This window comes from Anaerolineae bacterium, assembly GCA_016931895.1.
Classification (GTDB): domain Bacteria; phylum Chloroflexota; class Anaerolineae; order 4572-78; family J111; genus JAFGNV01.
Genome location: JAFGDY010000238.1, coordinates 1 through 15,932, shown reverse-complemented (window position 1 = coordinate 15,932; position 15,932 = coordinate 1). Strand labels below are relative to the sequence as shown.

Below are 15,932 nucleotides of genomic sequence, written 5' to 3'. Positions count from 1 at the left end.
TTGGATGAAAGGCCAAAGGCACGAACACGCCGCTCCAAGTTTCTGGCTCTGGCGCCTGCTACTTAACATAAATTCACCAACAGTATCCATAATTATTTAATCTTTATTGAGACCCCTTAGGGTCTGGAGTCTGCCAGATAAGGAAGCCCAACTTTATCCGGCAAATCCCGCCTGAAGGCGGCCTGGCCCCCTCCCCGGCCGGTGACACTCCACCGGCTTTGTGTTTGGAATAATTACAAAGTTGAATTAAGCATAATTGGCGTGTTTATGATATACTGAGATAGTTAACAAGCAAAGTATAACCTTCCTCAGGAGGCAGCCATGCAATCACCAAGTGACATTGAACGCGAAATCAGAGTTGAAGGGCAGGAAAATGAGTTTACCTCAAACCCTATGAGTAATCTACAAATCTGGCGGCAGCAATTAATCCGTGGCATTCTGCGGGTTTTTCTGGTGCTGGGTTTTGTCGCAGCCGTAGTAGGGAGTTATCACAATTATACGCGAGGGGTTAATAATACAACCTTCCTTTATTGGGGCATTTTCATTTTGATATTGGTAATGACCCTGTGGCGGCGATCGCCTTATCTATTACAAACCGGCGTCCTTTTCTTTATTCTTTATGGTGTGGGCGTAAACGGCATAGTTAGCCTCGGTGTGAACGGATATGGCATCACGTTCTTGTTGGCCTTCACCGCTATGGCCATGCTTTTCTTGGGGCGACGTGGCGGCATCATAACTTTGGGGTTGTGTATCCTAACCATCATCGCCTTTGGTTGGGCCTTTTCCAATGGTTACCTTACTGTCGAGTCTGAAAGATTGGTTGCCAGCGCCACCGATTTTATTTCGTGGATTAGCATTGCCATCATTTTTCTTCTGTTAAGCAGTATGTTAATCTTTTCTCAGAACGATCTCTTGAGTCGGATGGTTGACGCCCTGATTGGCCAGGAAACCGCCAACCAGGAAATCTATCAGCGTATCCAGGCCGAACGAGAACAGCGTCAGCAGTTGGAATCAACGGTGGAACAGTATGTTGACTATATGACCGAGGTTGGTCAGGGCAACTGGTCAGCCCAACTAACCCTCAACAATGCCGGCGCAGCGCCTGACGACGACCCGTTGCTGACCCTGGGACGCAATTTAACCGAAACCACCGCCCGTCTCCAGACTATGGTTGAACAGCAGCAGCAGCAAATTCAGGTTATCCAGGCCCAGCAGCAAACAATTCAGGAGTTGTCCACGCCCATTATTCCGGTGATGGACAATATTATTGTCGCACCGATTGTGGGTGTAATTGACACGGCCCGTGCCCGGGACATCACCCGCCGCCTGTTGGCCGGAATTGGAGAGCATAAAGCTGGCATAGCTATTATTGATGTAACCGGCGTCGCTATTGTAGACACTGGCGTGGCCAATTACCTGCACAAAACCATCCAGGCCGCCCGGCTCAAAGGAACGCGGGTCATTATTACCGGCATTTCTGGGGCCGTAGCCGAAACCATTGTTGATCTGGGCATTGACTGGAGCCACGTTGAAACCTTAAGCGATTTGCAGATGGGGCTGTCGTCTGCTCTGCGCAGTCTGGGCAAGAGGATTGAAATTGTGTGAGATACAATACAGATATTCAGAAAAAGTTTTTGATTTTTTACCGGGTAGGGATAGGACATTGTCCTGTCCCTACCCAAAAACATTATTTGAACAACTATATCAGCCAATAGGCTTAAGTTAAGGCTATACAAGATAAGCTGGTTACCCAACATCCCCCCTAAACCTTCAACCACAATATTGCGCCGTACCGTCGCCATTGAATACACTCCCTTCTATGAGCTAATGGGGATGGCTTACCCTTTGGTAAAAGTTGTTATCCTCCGATCATCCTATAACCAACGCTATCTCACCTATAGGTCACTTTCAACCCACCTACAGCGTGACTATAATGTGAGTAAAGGGTGAGTATAACCATCCTATAAGCTGACCATTTCGGATTGACAACAATATACCACCCAACCGTTCCCAATTTTTCGTACTCAAACTACAAAAAATCGTAGACTTTCAAAGGCTGTTGATTCAATTCCCGTTATGAGTTGATGGCCCCCCTCTAATTCCCCTCACAGAGACGAGAACCGACCAATTTCCCCCTCGTTGGGGGGGATTGAGGGGGGCTTTCTACCAAATCGGGAACCGCTGCGCCGCCCAACTCTAATTTATAAATCCCGTTTATTGAATTGGCGCAGGGCCAGGGCTATCAACACCGCCATATAAATTGCCGCGTAAATCACCATAGCGGCGCTTGGTTTGCTATACAGGTTGATCAAGGGGAACGCTTGTTGCCTCACCAGCGCCGGCTGCATCAGGTCAGACGCCATCCGCCACATGGCTTCGCTGGGCATTATCAGGCTGGCCAAAATGCCCACTTGCAGGGCCGCTTCGCTTTGCATCACCGCCCCAATCTGTTCCACCCAACTGCCGGCAAAGGCAATGCCGTACAGCATAAACACCAACACCCCGTTGGCCAGGGTTGAAAAATAAACGCCGCCCAAAGTGGTGATGCTGAACACGATCAAACCTTCCAACAGCATCAGGCTCAAGCCGGGTAAAATGTGGGGGGGCAGGTAACCCGTTAATAGATAAACTTCAAAAATCAAACCGCCCGCCATAAATGCCACGTAAACCATAAGCATAATGGTTTGGCCCAGCAATTTGCCCCCAATGATTTCCCACCGCCGGATGGGTTTGGTGGCAATGGTCTGGATAGTGTGCGAGCTGATCTCGCCGGAGACGCTATCCACGCTGGTTAAGGCCGACATCATCACAATCAGAAAGTTAACGGCAAACAAGCCCAGGATAAGAAAAACCCCACTGATTTCGTGTCTGAGAATGTTCCTGGCCGCCGGCCCGCCCAGCCCGTTCCGGCTATGCTGCATCACTTCCTGATAAATATAATAAAAGCCAATCCCAAACAAAATCAAAAAAGCAATCCCCAATACCAGCGCCAGCCAGAAAATTTTTTTGCGCCAAGCTTCGCGGAAGGTCAGATTGGTCATGGTCAGAATATTCATGGGGCGCTCCTTTCATTCGTTCCACCGGCGTCAATCCCGCCGGCATCACTCCCACCGGCGTTATCTGGGCCAATGATGCTGATAAAAATCTCTTCCAACGATTTCTCCCGCGGACTCAACTGGTACAATTTGGCCCCGTGTTCAAACACCAGGCGGGCCATAAGGGGCACCATCTCTTGATCCTCAATCAACATGGTCAGGCTTGACCCATCCTGTTGCGCTCGGTGGCCCACCTGCTCCAGGGCGGCCAGCAATTCTGGCTTAAAGGCATCAACCCGCAGCTTAACTTCGGTGGTCCGGCGCAGCAGGTTGGCCATGGTATCCAGCCGCACCACCCGGCCGGCTTTAATAAAGGCCACCCGGTCGCAGGTAACTTCCACTTCGCTCAGAAAATGGGAGTTGAGGAAAATGGTTGTGCCGGCGTCTTTGAGTTGGTGAATGATTCGCCGCACCAGTCGCCGCCCCAGAGGGTCCAGCCCGGAGGTGGGTTCGTCCAAAAAGATGAGGTCGGGCCGGTTGAGCATGGCCTGAGCCAGGCCAATGCGCTGGAGCATACCCTTGGAAAATTTGCTCAAACGCATGTGGGCGCTGTCAGCCAGCCCCACTAACTCAAGCAGGGGGGGAATACGTTCTTTTAACACGGCCACAGGCAGGCCGTACAACTTGCCGTGGAACATCAAAAATTCACCGGCCCGCAGCCACTCGTGAAAACGAAAATGCTCCGGCAAAAAGCCGACCTTGGCCCGCGCTTGGGGCCGGCCGGGGTATTGGCCAAATAACTTGATCTCGCCGTGGGTTGGTTGGGCCAGGGCCAGCAACATTTTAACCGTAGTTGACTTGCCGGCCCCATTGGGGCCTAAAAAACCAAAAACCTCACCCCGCGGTATCTGGAGGGTCAGGTCTTGCACGGCTACTTTAGGGCCGTATTCTTTACGCAAATGATGGGTTTCAATGGCGAGGTCGGTCACACGTTATCCTTTCGGCAAAAGATTTAACAAGAGGATTTATTTACAAATGATTTTGACTCGTAGCCGCCGCATCCCTATGTGGCGGGCCGGACATCCCCATGTCCGGCCCGCGGATAAAATATTTATCTGAACGTCTACAGAATTGTTCCCTCATAAATTTGGGGAGTAGCCCTCCCCCAACCCCTCCCAAAAGGAGGGGCCTTGCTTATTTCACCGATTCGGCCATTTCTATGGTTTGCTCGGCGGCGTAATTGCCGTTTACAAAATAGGTCATTCCCGCTTGCGGCCACATTACGGCGGACTCCTCATCCTTTGCCTGGGCCGTAAACAAGAAGCCGTTGGCCCCATTAATGGATACTTCGGTGGCCGTTAATTGGCCGTTTTTGGGGATGGGCAAGATCAGGGTGTCGGCCCAATTGATGGTGGCGCCCAATTGGCTTGCTTCTTCTTTGGACATGCCCAAAAGCTGCAATCCGGCCACGCCCAGGGCGTTCAAGTCCAGGTCGTCGGGATATTGAATTTGGGGCGTGGTCATCTGCACAAACTCAAGCGTCCTCTGGCCTTCCTGCTGCCACTCCTGGATCACGGTGTTGGGTTGGGTGATCAAAATCGGTTCTTCGTTGAGCGAATCCGGCAAGCTGATCTCAATTTCCGCCGCTTCAAAAAGCGCCTCCAATAGCTCTTTATCCAACTGCACCTGCGCCACTTTTTGCCGGTACACCATAATCCGGTCCGGCTCGTTCAAACCATCGGGCAGGGCGGTGATTTGAACCACCGGAAAGCCAACCATCTCGGCCGCCTCGGCCAGCGAGTCCACCCGCTCCGGCTCGCTGTCGGTCAGCACCTTGATCTGCGGCTCAAGTTCGTCCATCAGGCCCTGGAAGCGGGGGTCGTTTTCCAGAGATTTGACATGCTCGCTATCCACGGGCAAAATTCTGACGGTTTGCACCCGGAAAATTTTGAGCAAATTCCCGGCCACAGCCCTGACCGGGGCAAAACTGAACAAAATGGTCGTAATAGCCACGATAGCCAGGATGACCAACGCCGGTTGATACCGTTTCAGAAAAAATTGGCTGAACATATTTTTTATCCTTTCTCTCATAACTGTGTTTGTTGATAAAGTTGATTGGCCCGCGAGCCGGCTTTGCCAGCGCCGCCAGGCCCGCGCTGCGTTAGGCCGCTCCCCCGGGGGAGGGGCCAGAACGGCCAGATAGGGGGTGAAATCATCGCGTTCCGCCCTCAACCGGGCCAGCGCGGCCTGGGCTTCCGGCGAGTCGGCCAATTGTTGTTTTACCTCTGCCAGCGCTTCGGGAGAAAGCGCCTGGTCAAGATAGGCCCGTAACTTTCCTTCATCAATGCGCATGATTCACTCCTCATCTTGGGGGGGATAGGCCAGCCGGTACTTTTTGGCAAAAGCGCGTTCGGCACGGGTGAGCAAAGAGCCAATGGAGCCTGGCGCCAGGTTCAAAGCAACGGCCAATTCTTGATAAGACAAGCCGCTGTGCCGTAACAGCAGGAGCTTGGCCTGGCGGGGGTCCATCTGGGCCAACACCCGCCGCACCCTGGCCCGCTCCTCGTGGCCGGCGGCAATATCTGCCGGGTCCGGGGCCGACGGCTCAAACAGCCCCCACCGGCCAAATCTTTCCTGCCAATCTTGCCGGCGACGCCGGCGGCGCAGGCTGTTGTAGCCGGTGTTGACCGCCACCCGGTAAAGCCAACCGGCCAGGTTAAGCTCGTGGCCTTGCCGGCGGATATGGCGCGGCGAATGATACAGTTTTAGAAAGACTTGCTGGGCCGCATCCTCGGCATCATCCCGGTTTCCCAACAAACGGTAAAGAATGTTGTAAACCCGGTGATAATAACGCCGGAACAGCGCCTCAAACGAGGCGTCGTCGCCGGCCTGCAACTGCGTTAGTAATTGGATATCGGACAGCATGGTTTGGCCAGGCTCCTGGTGGTGATTGATGGTCAACCTCCGCGCTTTCATAAATAAAACACCGCTCAGAGAGAAAATAGGACAGGGAATTTATTCATCCACCCAATTCATAATCACCTTGCCCGAATTACCGGAGCGCATCACCTCAAAGGCCTGTTCAAATTCGGTATAGTGAAATTTATGGGTGATCACCGGGCTGATGTCCAGGCCGGTTTGGATCATTGATTGCATCAAGTACCAGGTTTCGTACATTTCGCGGCCATAAATGCCCTTGATGGTGAGCATATTAAAAATGACCGTGTTCCAATCTATGGCCAATTCCTGGGTGGGGATACCCAGTAGGGCAATTTTGCCGCCGTGACACATATTGGCGAGCATATCTTTGAGCGCCGCGCCGCTGCCCGACATCTCCAGGCCCACGTCAAAGCCCTCTTTCATGCCCAGTTCCTTTTGCACCGCGGCAATGCTTTTTTCTTTGATGTTCAGGGCCACGGTAGCCCCCATCTTTTTGGCCAGTTCCAGGCGGTAGGGATTCATGTCGGTGGTTACAACGTAACGGGCGCCCGCGTGTTTGGCAATGGCCGTAGCCATAATGCCAATGGGGCCGGCGCCCGTAATAAGCACATCTTCGCCCAAAACCGGGAACGACAGAGTAGTGTGGGTAGCGTTGCCAAAGGGGTCAAAGATGCTCAAAATATCCAGCGGGATGTTGGGGTCGGCGTGCCAGATGTTGGTGACCGGGATACGCAGATATTCGGCAAACGCGCCGGGCCGGTTGACCCCCACCCCCCTGGTGGCGTTGCACAGATGGCGGCGGCCGGCCAGGCAATTGCGGCATCGCCCGCAAACAATGTGCCCCTCCCCCGATACGATCTCCCCAATTTCAAGATCGTGCACGTTGCCGCCCATAGCGGCCACCGTGCCTACAAACTCGTGCCCGACCACCATCGGCACGGGGATGGTTTTTTCCGCCCAGGCGTCCCAATTCCAAATATGCACGTCGGTGCCGCAAATGGACGTTTTGTGGACCTTAATCAGCACATCATTGATCCCATAGTCGGGCACCGGCACTTCGTCCAGCCACAGCCCGGGCCTGGCATGTTTTTTAACCAACGCTTGCATTGTTTTTTGCATCTTCGCTTTCAAACCTCCTTGTTCTAAATTTTTTTACTCTGCAATGATAAACAAATTCCTTCTGACCCTAACTGCAAATAGCGTAAACCCTCCACCTTATCTTGAGGAATAAGTAAGTCAACGGCGTCCAAATTGGGCACTACGTAATAAGCGCCCGCCTGCCATAAATTCTCACCCAAATTGGAATTTTGCACCCCAATACACAGGGCGCCGGCAGCCACCGCCGCCTGCACTCCGCTTAGCGCATCTTCAAACACAATACACCGCTCCGGTTTTTTCTGTAAAAATTTGGCCGCTTGCAGATAACAGTCGGGGTGGGGTTTGCCCCGTTGAACGTTTTCTACGGTCACGTAAACAGAAAACAAACCGTCGAGCTTAAGCTGGCGGGAAACCTCGTCTACTTTCCACTGCGCGCCGCTGGTCACCAGGGCGGTAGGGATATGGTTTTGTTTGAGCGTCCGTAAAAATGTTAGCGCACCGGCCATGGCTTGGTAGGTTAGGTTCTTTTCGTAATCCGCCATCCGGTCAAATACGGCTTGCCTTTCTTGGGCCGGCAAGTGGGGAAAAAACACGTCAAGGGTGTGCTTGCCGGGACAACCGTAGATATGTTGCTCAAAGTCGGCGGGGGTGAGCCGCACGCCGTGAACCTGGGCAAAGTGTTGCCAGAAGGTGGTAACGGATTGTTGGGTGTCAATAATCACCCCATCCATGTCAAATAAAATGGCTTCGTAGGGCATCAATGTACTTTTTTACTCCTTATTTTTTGTGATAACGGCTTGGCTACCGGTAGCCGGCAGTTAATGGGTCATTTTACCACCGATATCTCCCGCCAAGAATTCCCCCCATCCGCAGAAACAAAAATGTTACCCTCCCGCAATACGATAAACCAATGAGAATCTGCCAGGCGCAAAAAGTTGATGAGCGGTTCAGGGAGCAGGCCCTTATTACGCGGCTGCCAGCTTTGGCCGTTGTCCAGGCTTTCAAAAATGCCATGTTGGCCGCCGGCCAATAATGCCCCGTCCGCATTATAAGCTATGGTTTGCACCTCGCTAAGACTCTCCGGCAACGTTTCGGTGAGGAGTCGCCAATCTTGCCCCAATTTGTTTATTTGCCACAGTTGCGGGGGGAATTCGGGGGCAAGGGTCAGGCTATCATCGGGCGCAGTTGCAGCCGCAGCCACAGAAAAATATTCGCCGGCCTGGCCGGGTTGGGTCTGCCAATTCTGGCCGCCATCGGTGCTGACAAAAAGGGTGTGATAATAATCAAACCAGGCGTAAGCCACCTTGCCGGACGGGGCAAAGGTCAATACCTTCACCGGACCGGCTTCCTCTGGACGGGCCAAAACCTCCTGCCAGGTGTCGCCGCCATCATTTGAGCGTAAGACGGCGGTGGGGGCGCCGGCCAGGAGAGTGTGGTCGCCGGCAAAATGAGGCGAGAGCGCGACGGCGCTGGCCTGAAGGGGGACCTCCGGCCACAAGAAAATTTGCCAGGTCTGCCCGCCGTCCGTAGAGCGATGCAGGCTGAAGCCGGTGGCCGCGTAAATGGTCTGATCCTGGGCGTAGGCCGGGGAAATGGCCAGCCGGTAGCCGTTAAAAGAGGTACTGCGCACCGGGAAGTTGGTCAATTGCCAGGTCTGCCCGCCGTCGGTGGATTTAAAGAGGCCGTGCCGGTGATGGATGGCCAAGAGCGTTTGGTCCTGCCCGTAGTTGGGCGAAACGGCCAGATCGTCAATTTCAAAAAGGGTTGTTGGCGGCGTTGGTTTAAGCCAATTTAAAGCAGCGGGCGAAACCCTGGTCACGCCGGTTCCGCTGTCGCCCAAAAGAAAGTCGCCCGCAGGCGTGAGCGTGACGGCGGTGATGCGTTTGCCATCGGGCGGCCCGCTCCAGGGCTGCCAGGTTTGACCGCCATCGGCGGAGCGATACAGGCGGCCAGAGGCTTCGCCGCTGAGGTTTATAAAAAAGAGATACGCGGTCCGGTCGTCGGCAAACTGGGACGAGAAAAGAAAACGGCCGGCCTGGAGCGAGTCTAAATTGTTTAACCCTGCGCCGCCGGGCTGCCAGGTGCGCCCGCTATCGGCGGAGCGCCACAGGCCAGCGCCATAGCCCAGGGCCACCCGTCCGGCGGGGGCAAAAGCCAGCCGGGATAGGGAATGGTTTAACACTTTTTGCCAGGCGGATAAAGTACCATCCGGCTCGACTTCTGTCCGAAAAAGGCCGTCCATTTCAGCGAGCATCTGGCCGGCTAAAACAACGCCATTGCGATTAATGGCCACCGCCGCAGAGTTTCCCCCGGCCGGAAAAGCATCATTGGGGTCGGCCTCAACCAACGGCGTCCAGTGCCGGCCGCCATCAAAGGAATAATGCAAACCGGCATGTTGGGTGTTGGCAAACACAAGTTCGTGCTGGGGACCGGCCTCATCGGCAAAGCCCGGCGCAATGAAAAGTTGAATGGCCCATAGATCGCGCAGGCCGGTCATGGCCGGATTCCAGGTTTGCCCACCGTCAGGGGATTGGTAAAGGCCGCCGGTATCGCCAAAACCGGTCAACGCGGCCAAAAGGGTTTGGTCGTCAGGATAGGCGGGCGAAACCGCAACATCCTGCACGGGCAAATGGGGTAACGTTTGGCCCAGGTCGGTCCAGGTTATGCCTTCATCCGTAGACAGGAACAGGCGGGGATTTTGACGACTATCCGGGCGGGGGGCAATGCGAGCGAACAGGTGGCCGTTGGGCGCGCTTGCCAGGGCCAAAATCGCCCCCTGCGGGGTGAACTCGGCGGGCGGCAAAGTTGTGGCGGCTTGCAGGGCCGCCAAGTTCTCCTCCCGCGATCTACCGTCCTTGCCTGTGGCGACCAACAACCAGCCGTCGTAACCCGCCAGGTAAAGGCACTCGTGAATTGGGTCCAGTTCCGCCAAATAGTAACTATAATCAGGGGGCAAAGGCATCTCGCCGATAACGTCCAGGGTGTCGCCGTTCAGGGCCAGCAAGCGATGGAAATCGCTCAAATAAAGGCGATTTTGGGGCGGACTATAGCCCATTTTCCCGCCGACGCCGATGAGTTGGTGGGCGTAACGCATTGACCCGTTGGCCGACACAACCAGGTCGCGCAAACGCCGGTTGGAGTGCCGGGCATAAGCCACAAACGCGCGCGAGCCGCCGGGGTCGGGCAAAGCCTGGGCAAGGCTGATGTTGGTATCGGTATAGATCAGGCCGGGTTGGGTGAGATCGTACACGTAAAGATAGTTGCCGCTATTGGAGCCGGGCGTGCCGTTGGGCGTGAGGCTATAAAGTAGTTGGTTGGGGCTGTCAAGCCGGCTGTAATTGACGCAGGGGTTGGGCACAAACTCGTCGTTACGGGGGCCGCTGCCGGGCAGGAGGGTATCGCCGCTGAGCGTGTCGGCCTGGAGAATGGTAACGCCGCAGTGGCTCAGGTAAACTTTATCGCCGCCGGGGTCGGGGGCAAATTGGCCGCCGGGGTCAAAGCGGACGGTTTCGGCCAGCGTATCGGCCTGGAGCACAAAAGCGGGGGAGCCGCTCACGTAGAGCCGATTACGGGCCTTGTCCAGGGTCAGCTCACCATCGCCTAAGCCGTAATACAGACCGTACCGTTCCCGGTTCAGTTGACTTTGGGCCAAAACGGCAAAAGTTTCGTCATCCAAACGACGCACCCGATTGGCGTCGTCAGACACAAAAAGTTGGCCCGCCTCCGGGTCGGCCAGCACATCGCGGATTTCAATGGCCGTGGGGATGATTTTTACGGCCCGGGTGTCAAGATTGACCAGGTAGAGCAGGTCGTCAAAGGGATAAAGGGCCAAAGCCTGGTTGGTTTTGGGGTCAATTACCAGGTCGTCAAAATTGGTGAGCAGCGAGATTTTTTGGCTCTGGCTCAGGTTGGCCGTGGATAGGCCCATCAAGGCGGGGCCGGTCTCGTCGTTGGGAGCAGGGTCCATAGGCCGAATTTCGCCGTTGCTAAAGTAAAGGTGGCGGCCGTCTGGGGAGAGGGTTATGCCGCTGGCAATATAGCGCGGGCCAAGGGTTACGGGTGGGTTAAGCGGCCGGCCATCGGGATCAAGAGGATACAGCCGCCGCATGTCGTTATCGCCCTCAACCACATACACCTGGCCGGTGGTGGGGTTGGGCAGGATGTTCTCGATACTGCCGGTGGACAGGTAGGTATTGGCCGGTTCCAGCGTGTCGGCCTCAAAGATTTCCATAGTCCATCCGTTGTTGGCGGCGCGAGCCAGGTAGAGGCGGTTGGCAGCGAGATTGACGGCCAGAGGGCCGTTTTGAGTGGCGGGGGTCAGAGCGGTTTGGTTACGTTTGGCCAGGGTGTCGCCATCAACGGCCCAAACGGTCAGGCCGTCCGGGGTAACGGCATAAAGCAGCCCTTCTGCTGCGGCAAAGGTTTCAATGTTTGGGATTTCTCGGCTCACTTGCAACGATTCGGTGTTGATGACACTCAGGGTGGGCGGTTCTTCGCCAAAACTGGCTTGCCACAAGGCATAGAGCAGGCTGGGATGGGGGTCAAACTGCAAATCCAGCGGATCGGGACTGCCCCGGTTGATTTTTACGTGGGCCACAAATTCGCCTGCGGCAATATCGTAAACGCTCAGGCCGTTGCCCTGATTTAAAATGGGCAGCCCTTCGGTGAAAATATAGGCCAGCCCGGTTTGGCTATTGAGGGTAATGTGCCAGGGAGTGGCCCCATTGCCCACCGGCACGCCCAGGTTGACAATTTGCTCAAAGGCGGGGTTGTTGGCAGAAACCCTGTTCCGGGAAGGAATGGGGAGCGAGGTAGACGCCGCTGGCGGAATGTCGGGCGGTAGGGCCAAAGGCGATTTGGTCGGGCAGGCCACGCCGCTAAACACAAGCAATCCCAACAGGAATAAAAGTAATGATTTTTTGTTCATTGACCCGTTATCCCATTATTCTATTGATATACCTTTTTGCCTATTGCCTAAACCTGAATCTACTGTAAAAATTATAACATATTGGCGCAACTATGGATAGCGTGGAAAAATGGAGGAGCATTTCAGTTTGGGGGCGAATAATGTCTCACCGCCGAGACGCAGAGATGGCGGAGAAAAAACTCTGCGTTCTCGGCGTCTCTGCGGTGAATTTGGGACAATTGGGCCAAACTCGCCCCAAAATGAAATACATTCAAAATAGGGGTCTAGCCCAAAAGCAGGGATTTCATTGCAATCTAACATAACATGTGCTAAACTATTTGCACTTATTGAGATGGCAAAATATGAGCGACGAAGTAGCTATTCAAAAGAAATTACAACTGGGGATTGAGGCGGCCCGGGCCGGGCAAAAGAATATTGCCCAGGTTCACCTAACAGCCGTACTTCAGTTAGACCCGCACAATGTGCCGGCCATGTTCTGGCTGGCTTATGTAATTCCCACGCCGGAAGAAAGTTTGCGTTTGCTTGAGCGGGTGCTGGAACTGGACCCCAACAATGAGCGCGCCCAAGCGGGGGTTCATTGGGCCAGGCAACGTTTGAACCTGGAAGCAGCCGCCCCGGCGGCCCAATCCCAACCTGGTTTCCAGGCCCAAACCCAATCTCAACCTGTTACCCCGGCAGAAACACCCACCCAACCGTCACCCTCTGTCGAAACATCGGCCCAATCAACCGAACCAGGAGAGGAAACCGAGTCCCAACCTACCCCGGACGACCTCGAGTCGCTGCGCAAAAAATTGCTGGCCAATGATACCCAGGAGCAGGCCAAAAAAGGGGCGTTGGCCCACCGCGCTCGCCGCACCATTGACCCCATTTCCACCATTTTGTTGATATCCAGCACTTTTTTGGGCGTGGTGGCGCTGGGTTTGGGCGCCCTGATTATGGTGCCAACCGATACGCTGGCCGCCTGGCTGCCCCGGCCCACCCCGGCCATAACTCAAGAACCTGCTGCGCCGGCAATGGCGGAAGTTCCCGCAATGGCGGAAGTTCCCGCGCCAACGGCTGTTCGCCGCAATTTTGTTTCGGATGGCGATACCCTGGCCGCGCCAAAAATGGCCCAGTCTGAAACTGTCACCCTTGATCCTCAAACACCGCCGCCACCAGCCGAACCGGAATCTTCAGCCGCCGTTGTTCCGCCGGTTCCCCTGGCAGAAGCCCCGCCCGCCGTCATTGCGCCGCCCGTGCTGATCGGCCCCACCCCCGCTTCGTTTGCCAACAGGGTGGAGTTGCCGGTTCCGGTTGACCCCCCGGCCACATCTTTAGATAAAGTTGAACTGCCCATTCCGGTTGACCCCCTTTTGTCGCAGTCTGTTGATACCCGGCAGTTGGCCCATCAGCCTGCTTACCCCGGCGAAAAGTGGATCGAGGTCAATGTGACCACCCAGCAAGTGATTGCCTGGGAAGGCGATGCGCCGGTGTTAACCTTCCCCACCTCCACCGGCCTGGCCTATACCCCCACGGTGTTGGGCGAATTCCACATTTATTGGAAATTGGTGTCTACGCTCATGACCGGCCCCGGTTATTATCTACCTGAAGTGCCCTATACGATGTATTTTTACAAAGGCTATGCCTTACACGGCACTTATTGGCACAGCAATTTTGGCCAACCGATGAGCCACGGCTGCGTGAACCTGGAAACCGGCGACGCCCAAACCCTCTTTGAGTGGGCCGGCCCCGTGCTGCCCCCCGGCCAAACCCAGATTACTGCCACCGCCGATAACCCCGGCACGCTGGTGGTGGTGCGCGAATAATTTCCGGCCAGGCCCGCAGGCGCAAAACCTGACCCCCCTTGGAGCGGCGCAATTATCGTGTTTAGTTTCGCCTTGGGCTTATGGCCGTTTCAACCCAACCGGCGGTGTTTACGGAAAAAATTAAGCCCCGGCGTTATTGCCGGGGCTTAAAGGAGAAAACAACCACATCCCAAACAATGTGGTCCGTAACAGTACAGTAATAATACTCCTATTGGGGCACAAATACAAAAGTTAAACAAAAAATTTGACATCCGGCCCCTTTTGTTTGGTCGTACGCCGAAAGTTGTGTAAATTGTCTGATTTCTCTCTGGGGAGATTGACTTTTTACACAAAATTTGCGATATCACCTTTTTTACGCAAAAAGGCAACGGTCAAGCCAGTTTGCCCAACGTGCTGACCAACTTGGTAATGGCCTCGTTGGCCGACGCGCGGTCTTTGGTCGCGTCGGTAACGCAATGCAGGGCGTAATTTTCAACCAGCAGCAGCGAAATCTGCTGCGTTGCGCCGCGGATGGCGGCCAGTTGGGTTAAAATATCCTGGCATTCGCGCTCTTCATCCAGCATGCGGCGCACGCCCCGCACCTGGCCTTCCAACCGCTGCAACCGTCGAGAAAGATTATTGCGTAAATCAGGCGGAAGCTTATTTTCCATATTTCCTCATGCTAACTAACAAAGAGCGCCCGGCTCTTTATTGGTTAAATCCGTCAACCCACCGGCCCGCAGGCTGCCGCCGGCGCGCTAACCTTGCTGCCGGCGCTGCTTGCGCCGGAACCCGCGCCAATGGCCGCCCCAAAAACAGAAATTACTTTTTTGGCATGCTGGCTGCCACACTGGGGGCAGGTCAACTCAACTTTGGCCTTCAGCGAGCGAACCAACTTTTCATACTTCTCGCCACAATCCTGGCAAATATACTCGTAAATGGGCATCAGAAATTACCTCTCGTTAGACTTCAGGATCATATCTATTTGCTCGACCACTTGACCAGGGCGCACCAGCCCCACCTGGCTATACACCGCCTGGCCGTTGCCATCAACAACCACCAGGGTGGGCAAACCTCGCACCCCGTAGCGGGCGGCTGCCTGACGCCCGGCCTGGCTCATTACGTCCAACCGCACCACCGCGGCCTGACCGGCTAACTTCTTCTCCAGCCCATCAACGATGGGTTTGGCCACCAGGCAGGCGCTTCAGAAGTTTGAATAAAATTCAACCACTACCGGCCGGCCGGTTGCCAAAACGCCCTCCAGCGCCTGAACAGACTCAAGGCCTTCCGTTGGGCGCGTGCGCAGCAGCGTAAAAGCCAGAACCAGGCCCAAAATAAAGGCCAGCAGCACCCAGTTCAAGCGGAGCCACTCCACCAGGCCGGCCATTAGTTGGGCACAACCTCCAACATGGCCTCGATGCGCTGTTGAATGGCCGGCTTGGGCATGGCCCCCACCACGCGGTCAAACAATTGGCCATCTTTCACAAACAGCATGGTCGGGATGCCTTGCACCCCATACTGAATGGCATACTGGACGTTTTCGTCGGTGTTCACTTTGGCAATAACCAGTTGATCGCCATATTCTTTGGCTAACTCATCTAAAACAGGGGCCACCATCTGGCAGGGGCCGCACCATGGCGCCCAAAAGTCAACTACCACCGGCGTGGCTGATTTTAATACTTTCTCTTCAAATTCGGCATCGGTAACGTGAATAGGTTTTGTCATTGGTAGGTTCTCCTTTTACTAATTTTTCTATAAACTATACAGTACAATAAGTTATTTTTTGCACGACATACCCCTGGGGGGTATTTCAAGAACAAGATTATAGCTAAACCCGCTCTGGCTGTCAAATAGAGTTTGCCTATTTTCAGCCTTCTATGATACAGACGAGGATGAAGGTGATTTTCTTACCTTTAGAAGAGGTGCATCCCAAAATTTTGATGGTAGGGACAGGGCAATGTCCTGTCCCTACCAGATGGCCTAAAAATTGGAACAGCCCCATAGAAGGGAACAATTTTGACACTTGGCCTGTCTCAAAGTAAAGTAGGTGGCATCATATTTTATGGCTCTTTGGGATTTTCCGTGGCATACCCCAATATGTAGGGGCGAATCCTTGTGGTCGCCCTGGGCAGGCACAAGACCTGCCCC

At 54.6% G+C, this 15,932-nt stretch carries 14 protein-coding genes; 2 read left to right on the top strand and 12 right to left on the bottom strand.

The features are described from left to right. Window positions 1–321: 321 nt before the first annotated feature. Window positions 322–1,605 carry an STAS domain-containing protein gene (locus JW953_18200; protein ID MBN1994637.1) on the top strand — a complete coding sequence of 428 codons (1,284 nt, stop codon included), beginning with the start codon at window positions 322–324 and terminating at the stop codon, window positions 1,603–1,605. Between the two features lie 596 nt (window positions 1,606–2,201). On the opposite strand, the gene JW953_18195 is transcribed toward JW953_18200, so the two are convergent. The 7 genes from JW953_18195 to JW953_18165 form a co-directional block, all read right to left on the bottom strand. Continuing rightward, the gene (locus JW953_18195; protein MBN1994636.1) at window positions 2,202–3,056 is read right to left on the bottom strand and encodes an ABC transporter permease subunit; all 855 of its coding nucleotides are present in this window, start codon (window positions 3,054–3,056) and stop codon (window positions 2,202–2,204) included. Then, complete coding sequence (locus JW953_18190) at window positions 3,053–4,024, bottom strand: ABC transporter ATP-binding protein (protein MBN1994635.1); 972 nt, start codon at window positions 4,022–4,024, stop codon at window positions 3,053–3,055. Before JW953_18190 ends, JW953_18195 begins: the two co-directional genes overlap by 4 nt. A gap of 205 nt (window positions 4,025–4,229) precedes the next feature. Further along, window positions 4,230–5,387 carry a hypothetical protein gene (locus JW953_18185; GenBank protein MBN1994634.1) on the bottom strand — a complete coding sequence of 386 codons (1,158 nt, stop codon included), beginning with the start codon at window positions 5,385–5,387 and terminating at the stop codon, window positions 4,230–4,232. Between the two features lie 3 nt (window positions 5,388–5,390). Then, the gene (locus JW953_18180; GenBank protein MBN1994633.1) at window positions 5,391–5,960 is read right to left on the bottom strand and encodes a sigma-70 family RNA polymerase sigma factor; all 570 of its coding nucleotides are present in this window, start codon (window positions 5,958–5,960) and stop codon (window positions 5,391–5,393) included. A gap of 90 nt (window positions 5,961–6,050) precedes the next feature. Next, the gene (gene tdh, locus JW953_18175) at window positions 6,051–7,082 is read right to left on the bottom strand and encodes an L-threonine 3-dehydrogenase (protein MBN1994632.1); all 1,032 of its coding nucleotides are present in this window, start codon (window positions 7,080–7,082) and stop codon (window positions 6,051–6,053) included. A gap of 35 nt (window positions 7,083–7,117) precedes the next feature. Further along, entirely contained in the window at window positions 7,118–7,831 is a 714-nt protein-coding gene (locus JW953_18170) for an HAD family phosphatase (protein MBN1994631.1), read from the bottom strand. Window positions 7,832–7,899: 68 nt separating this feature from the next. After that, the gene (locus JW953_18165) at window positions 7,900–12,000 is read right to left on the bottom strand and encodes a hypothetical protein (GenBank protein ID MBN1994630.1); all 4,101 of its coding nucleotides are present in this window, start codon (window positions 11,998–12,000) and stop codon (window positions 7,900–7,902) included. 341 nt (window positions 12,001–12,341) lie between these two features. Between JW953_18165 and JW953_18160 the strand changes: the two genes are divergently transcribed. Beyond that, window positions 12,342–13,805 (top strand): L,D-transpeptidase family protein, encoded by a 1,464-nt coding sequence (locus tag JW953_18160; protein MBN1994629.1) that lies wholly within the window; start codon window positions 12,342–12,344, stop codon window positions 13,803–13,805. 371 nt (window positions 13,806–14,176) lie between these two features. Here JW953_18160 and JW953_18155 read toward each other — a convergent pair whose 3' ends face one another. The 5 genes from JW953_18155 to trxA are packed head-to-tail and all read right to left on the bottom strand — an operon-like array spanning window position 14,177 to window position 15,509. Continuing rightward, window positions 14,177–14,455: a metal-sensitive transcriptional regulator gene (locus JW953_18155; GenBank protein ID MBN1994628.1), complete on the bottom strand. Its 279-nt coding sequence runs from the start codon at window positions 14,453–14,455 to the stop codon at window positions 14,177–14,179. A 53-nt stretch (window positions 14,456–14,508) separates the two neighbouring features. Further along, window positions 14,509–14,730: a zinc ribbon domain-containing protein gene (locus JW953_18150; GenBank protein MBN1994627.1), complete on the bottom strand. Its 222-nt coding sequence runs from the start codon at window positions 14,728–14,730 to the stop codon at window positions 14,509–14,511. A gap of 6 nt (window positions 14,731–14,736) precedes the next feature. Further along, window positions 14,737–14,976 (bottom strand): hypothetical protein, encoded by a 240-nt coding sequence (locus JW953_18145; GenBank protein MBN1994626.1) that lies wholly within the window; start codon window positions 14,974–14,976, stop codon window positions 14,737–14,739. 12 nt (window positions 14,977–14,988) lie between these two features. Continuing rightward, window positions 14,989–15,171 carry a hypothetical protein gene (locus JW953_18140; protein ID MBN1994625.1) on the bottom strand — a complete coding sequence of 61 codons (183 nt, stop codon included), beginning with the start codon at window positions 15,169–15,171 and terminating at the stop codon, window positions 14,989–14,991. Next, the gene (trxA, locus tag JW953_18135; protein ID MBN1994624.1) at window positions 15,171–15,509 is read right to left on the bottom strand and encodes a thioredoxin; all 339 of its coding nucleotides are present in this window, start codon (window positions 15,507–15,509) and stop codon (window positions 15,171–15,173) included. The genes JW953_18140 and trxA overlap by 1 nt, the downstream gene beginning before the upstream one ends. Between the last annotated feature and the right edge of the window lie 423 nt (window positions 15,510–15,932).

What these genes read in the sequence shown, in the direction of transcription:
- JW953_18170 (MBN1994631.1), bottom strand. Translation starts at nt 7,831, where the DNA reads ATGCCCTACGAAGCCATTTTATTTGACATGGATGGGGTGATTATTGAC.
- JW953_18155 (MBN1994628.1), bottom strand. Translation starts at nt 14,455, where the DNA reads ATGGAAAATAAGCTTCCGCCTGATTTACGCAATAATCTTTCTCGACGG.
- JW953_18150 (MBN1994627.1), bottom strand. Translation starts at nt 14,730, where the DNA reads ATGCCCATTTACGAGTATATTTGCCAGGATTGTGGCGAGAAGTATGAA.
- tdh (MBN1994632.1), bottom strand. Translation starts at nt 7,082, where the DNA reads ATGCAAGCGTTGGTTAAAAAACATGCCAGGCCCGGGCTGTGGCTGGAC.
- JW953_18165 (MBN1994630.1), bottom strand. Translation starts at nt 12,000, where the DNA reads ATGAACAAAAAATCATTACTTTTATTCCTGTTGGGATTGCTTGTGTTT.
- JW953_18160 (MBN1994629.1), top strand. Translation starts at nt 12,342, where the DNA reads ATGAGCGACGAAGTAGCTATTCAAAAGAAATTACAACTGGGGATTGAG.
- JW953_18180 (MBN1994633.1), bottom strand. Translation starts at nt 5,960, where the DNA reads ATGCTGTCCGATATCCAATTACTAACGCAGTTGCAGGCCGGCGACGAC.
- trxA (MBN1994624.1), bottom strand. Translation starts at nt 15,509, where the DNA reads ATGACAAAACCTATTCACGTTACCGATGCCGAATTTGAAGAGAAAGTA.
- JW953_18140 (MBN1994625.1), bottom strand. Translation starts at nt 15,171, where the DNA reads ATGGCCGGCCTGGTGGAGTGGCTCCGCTTGAACTGGGTGCTGCTGGCC.
- JW953_18185 (MBN1994634.1), bottom strand. Translation starts at nt 5,387, where the DNA reads ATGCGCATTGATGAAGGAAAGTTACGGGCCTATCTTGACCAGGCGCTT.
- JW953_18200 (MBN1994637.1), top strand. Translation starts at nt 322, where the DNA reads ATGCAATCACCAAGTGACATTGAACGCGAAATCAGAGTTGAAGGGCAG.
- JW953_18195 (MBN1994636.1), bottom strand. Translation starts at nt 3,056, where the DNA reads ATGAATATTCTGACCATGACCAATCTGACCTTCCGCGAAGCTTGGCGC.